A 12,974-nucleotide genomic window follows, 5' to 3' on the forward strand; every position below is an offset into this window, starting at 1 on the left:
TGGGGCAGTCTGTTATTCGCGGTTGCCGAACAATTGCAGCAACATCATGAACATGTTGATGAAGTTCAGGTACAGGCTCAATGCGCCCATGATACCGGACTTCTGCAGCCATTCTTGGTCACCGTGATGTGCATGTGCCAAGTAAGTGTTCTTGATGTTCTGCGTGTCATAGGCGGTGAGGCCAGCGAAAATCAGAACGCCGATAGCCGAGATCGCGAACACCAGGGCGGGGGAGGCGAGGAAGATGTTCACGATCGACGCAACAACCAGGCCGATGACGCCCATGATCAGGAAGCTACCCCAGCCGGAGATGTCCTTTTTCGTGGTGTAGCCCCAAAGCGAGAGGCCCGCGAAAGCGATCGAAGTGATCAAGAAAATCTGGATGATCGAATAGCCCGTAAAGACCAGAAAGATCGAGCTGATCGAAACGCCCATGACGGCAGCGAAAACATAGAACAATGTCTGCGCAGTCGCGGCCGAGATTTTATTCATCGCGGCACCCAAGCCGAAGACAAACGCCAAAGGTGCAAACATCACAACCCATTTCAGCGGCGACATATACAGCGCGGAACCGAAGGAGGTCAGGTATTTGTCAGTGCCAATCTGCGCAACCGCGCCCGAAGGATCGGTCGTCACGGCCAGGCCGGAAATGGCCCAAGCCGCTGCAAAGGTGATCAACATGCCAATCGACATGGTGCCATACACCTTATTCATATGGGTGCGCAGCCCTTCATCGATAGCGGCGGCGCGGGATCCGGCCGCAGACCGGATGGTGTTCACGTCGGCCATGAATATCCTCCAAATAATAGACGTGTTGCAAAGTCGGTTCTCCGACCTCGGTATTGGGTCAAATATCGGCACACACGTCTTTGTTTTCAAGAGCTTTCGCATCCAATTCTAGCGCAGCGGACACTATTGGCGTTTTGCTTTGCCAAATGTGGCGCAACATAGGCATTTCTACCGTCGGAACACGCAGCCTTTCGGTTGCACATCTGCGTGTCCGTGATGAATGAGCTAAAGAAAAAATATGAAGATTTTCCTAACGCGTTTGCGAATTTTGCGTCGCGGCACTTTGCCGCGCCGTTCTCGCGGCTCTGAACGGTATTTTAAGGTTTAGACTGCAAGCCTTTTGCCCATGAAAAGGATGATTCTTCCCTGTGATATGCGCAATTGTGCCGTAACGTTTTCGTTATTAGCGCTAATCAGGCGGTATTTGGGTGCCGTGAGCAAAACATCGCGCACCCGCGCAGAATGTAGTGGCGAAGCTGAGGGACGGGGCTATCTTACTGACAAATATGGTATTCTTGAGCGTGAGAGGAGCAGGTCTCAATGTGTTGGAAATGCTGACACACAGCATTGCGGCGAATTTATGGTGCTCGGCTCAGGTAAAAAGTTTTGCGAGTTCCCGAACGCTTGCTACGTTCAATTCGCGTATAAGGGGTATTTTTCTCGCGGAAACAACGCTTGATTAAGTGCTGGCGCTGATTGGAATGATAACTGAACGTATGTCCATTTTCATTTTATTTGCGCATAGTGAGTATATTTGCAAGTAGCACGTTTTGTCGGAAATGACCACGTGAATTGGTCACTTCCTCTCCACAAATACAAGCGTCGAAATTATGGGCGCTGAGTTAGAAAGAAGATCGTGATGCCTCATAAAGTAGATGTTCATGTTGGTCAGCGAATACGGCAGCGCCGTTGGCTGACAGGCATGACACAGCAGCGCTTAGCAGAACTTGTTGGCATAAAATTCCAGCAAATCCAAAAGTATGAAACCGGTGCAAACCGTGTCAGCGCGTCCAGACTTTGGGACATCGCCTTTGCCCTGAACGTGGACGTTTCGCATTTCTTTGAAGGTCTGGAAGCCGAAAAAACGCAGCCCGAAAAAGCCTTGGACAATANCCCCGCCGATCTGAGCGGCGATAAAGAGGCGATGGATTTGATCCGCTCTTACTACGCGATCCCCGAAAACCAACGCCGCCGCCTGTTCGAACTGGCGCGTGTCCTNAGTGATGTGGCTTAACCTTTAGCGGGAAGTGTTATCTTGCAAGGATCTGGCGAAAGTGTCAGATCGGTAGCTATGATACCAAATATGCACTCCGATCCCGATATATTGCGTGTGGGCCATTTGCTGGCGGACGCCGCCCGTGCCGCGATACTTCCCCATTTTCGTCAAGCAGATCTGATTGCGGACAACAAATTCCAGTCCGGCTATGATCCCGTCACTGAAGCCGATCGTGCGGCCGAACGGGCCATGCGCGATATCTTGGCACGCGAACGCCCCAACGACGCCATCCTAGGCGAAGAATATGGNANNGCGGAAGGNACNTCCGGGCTCACCTGGGTTTTNGACCCCATTGACGGCACGCGNGGTTTTGTCTCCGGCACGCCGACCTGGGGCGTNTTGATCGCGGTCAGCAATGCGGATGGGCCGTTTTTCGGGATCATCGACCANCCCTATATTCGNGAGCGNTTTGTNGGGCACAGCGGCCAAGCCGAGGTGTCGGGCCCGTCTGGCGTTCATCCGCTACGGACACGTGGGGCGCGTGCACTGTCACAGGCGACCGTTTTCACTACTTTCCCAGAAGTCGGGACGACATCCGAAGGTGCCGCCTTTGCCGAGGTGGCGCGACATGCGCGTTTGGCGCGCTTTGGGATGGATTGCTATGCTTATGCTTTGGTGGCCTCGGGGCAGGTCGATCTGGTCATCGAAGCGGGCCTGCAACCCTATGATATTCAAGCGCCAATCGCCCTTGTCCATGCCGCCGGTGGCNTCGTTACCGACTGGGATGGCGGCCCCGCCCATCATGGGGGACGTGCCATCGCGGCGGCCAATGCCGATATTCACGCCGAAGCTTTAGAGTTTGTTAGGAATTGTCCGATATGACCGAACTGCTGATACGCAACGCTGATTATCTTTTGACGATGGATGAGACGCGGCGCGAATTGGTATCGGCTGATGTTTTGCTGCGCGATGGGGTTGTCGTGGCGGTGGGNCAAAANCTGACAACTGAAGGGGAGGTGATAGAAGCATCAGGGTGCGTTGTGACGCCAGGGTTGGTGAACACCCATCACCACCTTTATCAAAGTCTGACGCGGGCGGTGCCGGGGGGGCAGGACGCGCTGCTGTTTGGCTGGCTTAAAACGCTTTANCCGATCTGGGCGCGNTTTACGCCGGATCACATGTATGTCTCGGCTCAGGTGGGGTTGGCAGAGCTTGCCTTGTCCGGCTGCACGTTAAGCTCGGACCACCTGTATATGTATCCGAACGGCAGCCGGTTGGAGGATACGATACNCGCCGCGGCAGAGATCGGCGTGCGGTTTCAGCCCACGCGCGGCGCGATGAGCATCGGGGAAAGCGACGGTGGGNTGCCACCTGANGCTTTGGTGGAACGCGAGGCTGCGATACTGGAGGATTGCATNCGTGTGATCGANGGTTTTCATGANCCATCGGCCTCTTCCATGTGTCGGGTTGGNATCGCGCCCTGTTCGCCCTTCTCGGTAAGTCGGGACCTGATGCGGGACGCAGCGCTGTTGGCGCGGGACAAAGGCGTGATGCTGCATACGCATCTTGCCGAGAACGACGAGGATATCGCCTATTCATTGGCGCAATTCGGCTGTCGTCCGGGTCAATANGCGCAGGATCTGGGCTGGGTCGGGCCCGATGTNTGGCATGCCCATTGCGTGAAGCTCGACCCGAGCGAGATCGCGCTATTCGCGCAGACCAAGACTGGCGTTGCACATTGCCCCTGTTCGAACTGCCGCTTGGGCTCGGGGATCGCGCCCCTTCGTGCGATGCGNGATNCCGGGGTTCCCGTAGGNCTTGGGGTCGATGGATCCGCAAGCAATGACGCCGGTAATCTTGTCGCGGAGGCTCGGCAGGCGATGCTTTTGCAGCGCGTTGCTGGCGGGGCGGATGCGATGAGCGCCCGCGAAGCGCTCGAGATTGCCACGCGCGGCGGTGCAGACATCCTGGGCCGCCCCGAATGCGGGCGGATCGAGGTGGGGGCGCGTGCAGACATCGCCATCTGGGACGTGAGCGGGATTGAAAGCGCCGGGAGCTGGGATCCTGCNGCACTGTTGCTTGCGGGGCCGACAACGGTCCGCGATTTGCTTGTTGAAGGGCGCAGCGTCGTGCGGGATGGGCAGGTCGTGACCATAGATCTACCCGCGCAGATCGCGCAGCAAAACAAGCTCGCGCGGGCGCTGCGGGACGCGATATAAACACGCATAGCTCTATCTCGGGAGGAGGTAGAGGCGCGGGTAGCGCGAAGGCGGGGGGAGTTGACGGTATGAATATTCTGCGAAGGCTGGCTTTGGCCGTGGCTCTGTTGATTGCCGCGATATCGCCTTTGCGCGCCGACCCACAGGCGGTTCAGATGTTGAATGCCATGCGCGCGCAGCAGGGGGTGGCCCCGCTGTCCTATGCACCACGGCTAGAGGCCGCCGCACGGGCACATGCGCTGGACATGGCGCGGCACGGGTATTTCGCGCACACGGGGCGCGATGGGTCTGGTGTCGGCGATCGGGTGCGGGCGCAGGGCTATCGCTGGTGTTATGTGGCCGAGAATCTTGCCAAGGGGCAGGGGGATCTGACGCAGGTCATGCGGGGATGGGCGCAGTCGGCGCCGCATTACCGCAATATGATGAACCGGAATGCCACGGGTTTTGGCCTGTTTCAGGGGCCGGACCGGATTTGGGCAATGGTTCTGGCCGCACCCTGTTAGGATGGGCCCGAAGCCGTGCCGCAAGGCGCGCCTGCGGGACGCGCCGCGGGGAGTTTAAGGGCAAAATGAAGGAGGCTGGCGTCAGCCTCGGCGCACCCCGTTGACCCAGACATCGCTGATGGCGCGGTCGTCGCCCATCATGATTGTGGCGAAAAGCTGATCCCATATGCTGTGCGCATTGTCGCTGCGCTGCTTGATCGCGGGGGTGGAGGCGAGGTCGAGCACGGTGATGTCGGCCTCGAAGCCTTCGGCGAGTGTGCCGATCTTTTCGTGCAGATGCAGGCTGCGGGCAGAGCCGGCGGTGGCAAGCCACATCAACTGCGCCGCATGGGTGGGGGAGCCGCGCAGCTGGCCGATCTCATAGGCCGCAGCCATTGTGCGCAGCATCGAGAACGACGATCCGCCGCCGGTGTCCGTGGCCAAGCCAATCGGTATCTGCTGCGCGGCGATATGCGCCATGTCGAACAGTCCCGATCCGATGAAGGTGTTCGAGGTGGGACAATGCACCACCGATGCGCCGCTGTCCGCAAGTCGGTCGATCTCGCGCGGGGTCAGGTGGATGGCATGGCCAAAGACGGCGCGATCGCGCACCAGCCCGTGTTCCTCGTAGGTGTCCAGATAATCGCGGGCGTGGGGCACAAGGTCTTGGACCCAAGCAATCTCGTCGATCTGTTCGCTCAGGTGCGTCTGCATCAGGCAGTCGGGGCGCTCGGTCCAGAGCGCACCCAGGGCCGCGAGTTGCTCCGGCGTCGAGGTCGGCGTGAAACGGGGCGTAATCGCATAGCTGGCGCGGCCTTTGCCGTGCCAGCGGTCGATCAGCATCTTGCTGTCGTCATAGGCCGATTGCGCCGTATCGCGCAGCCCGTCGGGGGCGTTGCGGTCCATGCAGGTCTTGCCCGCCACGATCCGCTGACCACGCTCTGCTGCCGCGTCGAATATCGCGTCGACGCTGGTGGGGGCGATGGTGGCGAAAGAGCAGACAGTGGTCGTGCCGTTGGCCAGCGTCAGATCCAGATAGCGCCCGGCGATGTCGCGGGCATAGGCGGGGTCTGACAGGCGCATTTCCTCCGGGAAGGTATAGCTGTTGAGCCAGTCGATCAGCCGTTTGCCCCAGCTCGCGATGATGGCGGTCTGCGGATAATGCACATGGGCGTCCACAAACCCCGGGCAGATCAGCCGCTCGCCATAGTCCTGCACCGTCGCCTGCGGGTGCGCCTTGCGCAGGTCGGCGCCGCGGCCCACGGCCTTGATCTGCGCGCCTTCAATCAGCACGCCACCGTCGCTGTCGATATGAACCGTCTCCTCCCACGGGTCAGAGAGGGGATTGCCCGTAAACCGGAGCGTTTGGCCGAGGAGGAGTGTTTGTGTTTTCATGNNGCCTGTCTAACCGCAGCCCGCCGTGCCGACAATCCGATAGCGCAGGGTTCCGCGCCATTGTATCCGCGCTGTGGCACGCTTATGGTCTGCGCAAAATCGCAAGTGGGGGCAGCCATGGTTGACGACGCACAGGAACTTGAACTCTCCCCCGACGCCGAGGATGAAGGCGAGGCATATCGGCTGAACAANAAGGCCGTGGCGTCCATTCTCTATGCGGTGGAAATCGATGACGCCGCCAAGCTGACAGANCTGATGGAGCCGCTGCACGCGGCCGACATCGCCGACCTTCTGGAACAGATCAGCGCCTTTGAACGGACCAAGCTGATCCGGCTGTATGACCGCGAGTTCGATGGCGAGATTNTGTCGGAGCTCGACGAATCGATCCGCGAGGAAGTCGTTGCGATNCTGACGCCCGAGGTGCTGTCGGACGCCGTGCGCGACATGGACAGCGATGATGTTGTCGATCTGATCGAAGACCTTGANGATGCGCAGGCCGAGACCATTNTGGGGGCCCTGGAAGANGCGGACCGGGTCGCTGTCGAACAGGCGCTGACCTATCCCGAATATTCCGCTGGTCGTTTGATGCANCGCGAAGTTGTCATGGCCCCCGAACACTGGACCGTGGGCGAGGCGATCGATCACCTGCGCGCCACGCCCGAGGAAGACCTGCCGGACCAGTTCTATCACATTGTCATGGTCGATCCGCGGTTGCACCCTGTGGGCAATGTCACCCTTGGCAAGCTGATACGGTCCAAACGCGCCACCCCCATGCGCGATATTCTGGAGGATACGTTTCAGGTCATTCCCGCCCTGCGAGACGAGGGCGATGTCGCCTATGCGTTCAACCAGTATCACCTGATCTCTGCGCCCGTTGTCGATGACGAGGGGCGTTTGATCGGGGTGATCACCATTGATGACGCCATGTCGGTGCTGGACGAGGAACACGAAGAAGACATCCTGCGTCTGGCCGGTGTTGGCGAAGGGTCGCTGTCTGACCGTGTGATCGAGACAACCAAGCAGCGATTGCCCTGGCTGGCGGTGAACCTGGTGACGGCCATCGCGGCCTCTATGGTGATTTCGCAGTTCGAGGCAGCGATCGCGCAGATCGTGGCGTTGGCGGTGTTGATGCCCATCGTGGCCTCTATGGGGGGGAATGCCGGTACGCAAAGTCTGACCGTGGCCGTGCGCGCCATCGCGACCCGGGATTTGACCGGGTCGAACGTCTGGCGCGTGATCCGGCGTGAATGTCTTGTGGGGCTGGTGAATGGCCTGATTTTCGCGATCATCATGGGGATCGTCGGGATCCTGTGGTTCGGGTCACCCGCGCTTGGCTATGTGATCGCCACGGCGATGGTGATCAATATGGTCGTGGCGGGGCTTGCGGGGACGGGCATCCCGATCCTGCTGGAACGTTTCGGCGTGGATCCGGCCCTTGCCTCTGGTGCTTTTGTGACGACGGTGACGGATGTCGTGGGCTTCTTCGCCTTTCTGGGGCTGGCGGCGGCGGTCTTGCTGTGATGGATATGGCGGCGGTCAAGGCGGCAGCGCGCAAGGCGGCCTTCGCCCGTCGCAAGCCGCTGTTTGATGGTGCCAACGCCGCGCAAGCCGGCTATCTGAGCGAAGTGCTTGCGGGGTATCGCGGCGTCCCGCTGTCCGGTTTTCTGCCCATACGCACAGAGATTGACCCGCGCCCCGCCATGGCCGAGGCGTCGGCCCACGGCCCCGTGGGCGTGCCGGTGATCATGGGCGCGGCGCAGCCTTTGCGGTTTTCGCGCTGGACCCCGGATACCCCTTTGGTGGACGGTGCCTTTGGCGCTCAGATCCCCGCTGCCGAGGATTTCTTTGACCCGGAAATCGTGATCGTACCCCTGCTGGCGTTCAACCGCGCTGGCGGGCGTCTGGGGTATGGCGGCGGGTTTTATGACCGCACGCTGGAACAGCTGCGTGAGCGGCGGGCAACCTTGGCGATCGGTTTTGCCTTTGCGGGCCAAGAGGTTGACGACCTGCCGCTTGAACCCACCGACCAGCCGCTTGATCTGATCGTGACAGAGACAGGCGTGATCGAGATCGCCTAGGCGCGCCTGCACCCCGCGCGCAAAAACCGCAGCCCCGCCCCTTGCCCTCGGGCGCTGCGCAGCCTAACGCTTGGGGCATGAAAATACTCTTTCTCGGCGATGTCATGGGCCGCGCGGGCCGCCGCGCAATCAGCGAAAACCTTCCCCGTCTGCGGACGGATTGGAAGCTGGATTTTGTGGTGGTGAACGGTGAAAACGCCACCTCTGGCATGGGGCTGTCTGGCAGCCACGCCAAAACGCTGCTGGACGCAGGGGCCGATTGTCTGACCCTGGGCGACCACGCCTTTGACCAAAAAGACATGCTGAGCTTTATCGAACAGGAGCCGCGTGTCATCCGGCCGCTGAACTTTTCGAAAAATGCACCGGGCAAGGGCGCGCGACTGTTCACCGCCAAGAACGGGCGCAAGGTGCTGGTCACCCAAGCGCTTGGTCAGGTCTTTATGAAACGCCCCTTTGACGATCCGTTCTCGGCGCTTGAACCTGTGCTCAAGACCCACCCTCTGGGCGGCATGGCATCGGCGGTGATTGTGGATATGCACTGCGAGGCGACTTCGGAAAAGATGGCGATGGGGCATTGGTGTGATGGCCGCGCCAGCCTTGTTGTGGGCACGCATACCCATGTGCCCACGTCTGACGCGATGATCCTGCCGGGCGGGACGGCCTATCTGACAGATGCAGGCATGAGCGGCGATTACCATTCGGTGATCGGCATGGAGAAAACGGAGCCGTTGCGCCGCTTCATTACCGGCATGCCCAAAGACCGCTTCACCCCCGCCAACGAAGAAGCGACCCTATCCGGCGTCTATATCGAAACCGACGACCGCACCGGCAAGGCGACCCGTATCGTGCCCGTGCGTCAGGGCGGCAAGCTGCAGCAAAGCGCGCCCTGACCGCGTTGCGGCTGGCACGATCTAGACCCGTATCCGGAATAGCGCAGGGCAGGCGCATCTGACGCTTGCCCCAAGGCGACGCTTGCCGTGGACGTTGCAATCAACGACACTGCAGTCTGATTTTCATCTGCCCAAGGCCGGATATACCTGAATGGACTTTCTAAACCTGTCGGATAGCACCTCTGCCATCCTGGCATTGACCGTCGTTGTGATCATGTTCGTCATGTTCCTGCGTGAATCCCTCCCGACCGAGGTCGTGGCCCTGTCAGGGGCGGCCATCATGCTGGCGCTTGGCATCTTGCCCTATGACGATGCGCAGGCGGTGCTGCAGAACTCTGCCCCCTGGACCATTGCCGCGATGTTCATCGTGATGGGCGCGCTGGTACGCACGGGCGCGCTGGATGTGCTGACGCGCATGGCCGAACGCTATGCCAAGACGCATCCGAAAACGGCGGTGGTGGGCGTGATCGTGGCGGTTATGGCGGCCTCGGCGGTGATGAACAACACGCCCGTGGTGGTGGTGATGATTCCGGTCGTGGTGCAGCTTAGCCAGACGCTTGGCACCAAAGCCTCCAAACTGCTGATCCCGCTAAGCTATGCGGCGATCATGGGCGGCTCCCTGACGCTGATCGGGACCTCGACCAACCTTCTGGTGGATGGTGTCGCACGGTCGCAAGGGTTGGAGCCGTTTGGCATTTTCGAAATCCTGCCCATCGGTCTGGTCGTCTGCGCCTGGGGCCTGATCTATATGGCCGTCTTCGCCCCCAAACTGCTGCCCGCGCGCGACAGTATGGCGAATATGCTGTCCGACCGCTCCAAGATGAAGTTCTTCACCGAAGCCGTGATCCCGCCCGACTCCAACCTGATCGGGCGCGAGGTGCTTGACGTGCAGCTGTTCAAACGCGAAGGCGTGCGGCTGATCGACGTGGTGCGCGGCGATCAGTCGTTGCGCCGCGATCTGGCCAGTGTCGAACTGCGGGTCGGTGACCGTGTGGTTCTGCGGACCCAGATGACGGAACTGCTCAGCCTTCAGGCGAATAAAGAGCTCAAGCGCGTCGATCAGGTCTCGGCGGTGGAAACCTCGACCGTAGAGGTGCTGATCACGCCGGGCTGCAAGATGGTGGGCCGCACGCTCGGCGCGCTGCGTCTGCGCCGACGCTATGGGGTGTACCCTTTGGCGGTACACCGGCGGAACCAGAACATCGGTCGTCAGCTTGACGACCTCATCGTCAAGGTCGGTGACACGCTGCTGCTCGAAGGCGCGATGGAGGATATCCAGCGCCTTGCCTCGGATATGGATATGGTCGACGTCTCGCAGCCGTCCGCACGGGCCTTCCGGCGTGGCCATGCCCCGATCGCCATCGCGGCGCTGGTGGGGATCGTGGTCTTGGCCGCGCTGAACGTCGCGCCGATCCTGCTGCTGGCGGTGCTGGCCGTGGCGTTGGTCCTGGTCACGGGCTGTATCGACGCGGAAGAGGCCTTCAGCTTTGTCGATGGCCGGCTGCTGGCACTGATCTTCTCGATGCTTGCGGTCGGGGCAGGGTTACAAAACTCCGGCGCGATCAGCCTGATAGTTGACAATATCGCACCCTTCCTCGGCACGCTGTCGCCTTTCTATGTGATCTTCGCGGTGTTCCTGCTGACGACAACCCTGACAGAGATCGTGTCGAACAACGCGGTGGCGGTGATCATGACACCGATTGCCATCAGCCTCGGGTCCGCACTTGGCATGGACCCGCGCCCCTTGGTCGTGGCGGTGATGATCGCAGCGTCTTGCGCCTTTGCCACCCCCATCGGCTATCAGACCAATACGCTGGTCTATGGGCCGGGCGGCTACCGTTTCACCGACTTCATGCGCATCGGCATTCCGCTCAATCTGTCGATGTCGCTGCTCGTCTCCCTGATGATCCCGCTCTTCTGATAGCACCGAACCTGCGCTTCCAAATGGCAAAAATCCCGGGGGTCCGGGGGGTGGCCCCCGGCTCCTTCCCTTGGCTCTGCCCCTAAAGCGGCCAGAAGACCAGAATAGCCGGAATGGACACCGCGACGACGATGATCTCGAGCGGCAGCCCCATGCGCCAGTAATCGCCAAAGCTATAGCCCCCGGGACCAAGGATCAGCGTGTTGTTCTTATGTCCGATGGGCGTCAGGAATGCGCTTGATGCGGCGACGGCGACCGCCATCAGGAACGGGTCGGGAGAGACATCAAGGCTTGCCGCCATCTGGATGCCCACGGGGGCGGCGACGATGGTGGTGGCGGTGTTATTCAGCACATCCGACAGGGTCATGGTGACCAGCATCAGCACCGTCAGCACCACCCATGCGGGCAGCCCTTGGGTCAATCCGACAAGCGCACCGGCAATCAGCTCCGTCCCGCCAGAGCTTTCGAGCGCCGCCCCCAACGGGATCATCGACCCCAGCAAGACGACGACAGGCCATTCGATATGGGTGTAAAGCTCGGACAGCGGGACGATCCGCGCCAGCACATAGGCGATGACGACCAGCCCCAGGGCGACGGGCAAGTAGATCAACCCAAAGCTCGCCGCCGTGACCGCGCCGCCAAACAGGCCGATCGCCAGCCAGACCTTGTGGTTTTCGGTCACTGCCAACCCGCGGTCAGCAAGGGGCAGTACGCCCAGCCATTCGACCACATGGGACGCGGTATCGCGCGGCACGAGCAGCAGCAGAATATCCCCCACCTGCAGCTCGGTCTTGCGCAGTTGCGAGGTGATGCGTTTGCCGCGCCGCGATACCCCCAGCAGCACGGAGCGCTGCCGCCACGACAGGCCAACCGCCTGAGCCGACCGGCCGTTCAGCCGGGAATCGCTGGTGACCACGACCTCGATGATCTCGACCCCTTCGCCATCGGCGCGCAGGCGGTCTTCGCGGTCGGCGTCTGCGACATGCAGGTCCAGCGTGCTGCGAAATTCGTCCAGCGCGTCGGGCGTCGCCTCAAGCACCAGCGCGTCGCCTGCGCGCAGGGGCAGGTTGCGTGACTGGCCGTAGCGGCGCTTGCCGTCCCGGATCACCCCCAGCATGGCGACATCGGCCTTCTCGGCTGCGTCCTGAAGCTCTGCCAGACGTTTACCGATCTGGGCATTGCCTTCGGGGATCGTCAGCTCTGCCAGATAGGGGGACAGGTCTTCGGGGCCCAGCACGTTATTCTCGCGCTGCGGGATAAACCGCCAGCCGATCAGCGCGACAAAGGCCAGCCCCGCCGCCGCCGCTATCCCGCCCACAGGGGCGAAATCGAACATGCGAAACGGTTCGCCAAGGGATTCCTGTCGGATCGAGGCGATGATGATATTGGGCGGCGTCCCGATGAGCGTCGCCATGCCGCCAAGGATCGTGGCAAAGCTCAGCGGCATCAGGCTCAATCCCGGGGATCGCCCGGCTTTGCGGGCGGTCTGGATGTCGACCGGCATCAGCAGCGCAAGGGCTGCGACGTTGTTCATGAAGGCTGACAGCACCCCGCCGATGACCCCCATCAGCGTGATATGCCCGCCAAGGCTGCGCGAGGCATCGACCAGCGTGCGCGTGATCAGCAACACCGCGCCAGACCGCGTCAGCCCCGCCGATACGATCAGCACCAGCGCGACCACCAGCGTCGCAGGGTGACCAAAGCCCGCAAAGGCATCCTCGCTGTCGACCACACCCAGGACCACGGCAACCATCAGCGCGGCAAAGGCGACAAGGTCATAGCGGAACCGCCCCCACAAGAGCATGCCAAACACGGCGGCAAACAGGGTGAANAGGATGATTTGATCGGTGGTCATGTGTNGNCGTACCTTGCGTGAACTGCGACCAAAGCCCTAGCAGCCGCCCGCNCGCCTGTCTGCCCCAAACCCAGCCATACCGCGCGCGTGCGCGGTGGCTTGTTCAGGNGCNTNGGCTGCCGTATAGAG

At 61.0% G+C, this 12,974-nt stretch carries 11 protein-coding genes; 8 read left to right on the plus strand and 3 right to left on the minus strand.

Annotated elements, in window-relative coordinates:
- Positions 1–12: 12 nt before the first annotated feature.
- Complete coding sequence (locus tag CBB63_RS06585; RefSeq protein WP_005852283.1) at positions 13–789, minus strand: Bax inhibitor-1/YccA family protein; 777 nt, start codon at positions 787–789, stop codon at positions 13–15.
- Between the two features lie 859 nt (positions 790–1,648).
- Here CBB63_RS06585 and CBB63_RS06590 point away from each other — a divergent pair.
- From CBB63_RS06590 to CBB63_RS06605, 4 genes are all read left to right on the plus strand, one after another.
- Positions 1,649–2,023 carry a helix-turn-helix domain-containing protein gene (locus CBB63_RS06590; protein ID WP_286698567.1) on the plus strand — a complete coding sequence of 125 codons (375 nt, stop codon included), beginning with the start codon at positions 1,649–1,651 and terminating at the stop codon, positions 2,021–2,023.
- A gap of 69 nt (positions 2,024–2,092) precedes the next feature.
- Positions 2,093–2,887 carry a histidinol-phosphatase gene (hisN, locus tag CBB63_RS06595; RefSeq protein ID WP_286698568.1) on the plus strand — a complete coding sequence of 265 codons (795 nt, stop codon included), beginning with the start codon at positions 2,093–2,095 and terminating at the stop codon, positions 2,885–2,887.
- A complete protein-coding gene (locus CBB63_RS06600; RefSeq protein WP_286698569.1) occupies positions 2,884–4,224 on the plus strand; it encodes an 8-oxoguanine deaminase in 1,341 nt (446 codons plus the stop codon). The genes hisN and CBB63_RS06600 overlap by 4 nt, the downstream gene beginning before the upstream one ends.
- Before the next feature lie 68 nt (positions 4,225–4,292).
- A complete protein-coding gene (locus tag CBB63_RS06605) occupies positions 4,293–4,727 on the plus strand; it encodes a CAP domain-containing protein (RefSeq protein WP_286698570.1) in 435 nt (144 codons plus the stop codon).
- An 81-nt stretch (positions 4,728–4,808) separates the two neighbouring features.
- On the opposite strand, the gene guaD is transcribed toward CBB63_RS06605, so the two are convergent.
- On the minus strand, positions 4,809–6,101 hold the full coding sequence (guaD, locus tag CBB63_RS06610) for a guanine deaminase (protein ID WP_286698571.1): 1,293 nt from the start codon (positions 6,099–6,101) through the stop codon (positions 4,809–4,811).
- A gap of 117 nt (positions 6,102–6,218) precedes the next feature.
- On the opposite strand from guaD, the gene mgtE reads away from it, so the two are divergent.
- From mgtE to CBB63_RS06630, 4 genes are all read left to right on the plus strand, one after another.
- Positions 6,219–7,622, plus strand: a complete 1,404-nt coding sequence (mgtE, locus tag CBB63_RS06615) for a magnesium transporter (protein ID WP_286698572.1) — start codon at positions 6,219–6,221, stop codon at positions 7,620–7,622.
- A complete protein-coding gene (locus CBB63_RS06620) occupies positions 7,622–8,179 on the plus strand; it encodes a 5-formyltetrahydrofolate cyclo-ligase (RefSeq protein WP_474177345.1) in 558 nt (185 codons plus the stop codon). Before mgtE ends, CBB63_RS06620 begins: the two co-directional genes overlap by 1 nt.
- Positions 8,180–8,256: 77 nt before the next feature.
- On the plus strand, positions 8,257–9,069 hold the full coding sequence (locus CBB63_RS06625; protein ID WP_286698574.1) for a TIGR00282 family metallophosphoesterase: 813 nt from the start codon (positions 8,257–8,259) through the stop codon (positions 9,067–9,069).
- A gap of 151 nt (positions 9,070–9,220) precedes the next feature.
- A complete protein-coding gene (locus tag CBB63_RS06630; RefSeq protein ID WP_286698575.1) occupies positions 9,221–10,990 on the plus strand; it encodes an SLC13 family permease in 1,770 nt (589 codons plus the stop codon).
- 82 nt (positions 10,991–11,072) lie between these two features.
- On the opposite strand, the gene CBB63_RS06635 is transcribed toward CBB63_RS06630, so the two are convergent.
- A complete protein-coding gene (locus CBB63_RS06635; RefSeq protein WP_286698576.1) occupies positions 11,073–12,845 on the minus strand; it encodes an SLC13 family permease in 1,773 nt (590 codons plus the stop codon).
- Between the last annotated feature and the right edge of the window lie 129 nt (positions 12,846–12,974).

Source organism: Sulfitobacter sp. TMED3, from assembly GCF_002167505.1.
Taxonomy (GTDB): Bacteria; Pseudomonadota; Alphaproteobacteria; order Rhodobacterales; family Rhodobacteraceae; genus Sulfitobacter; species Sulfitobacter pontiacus.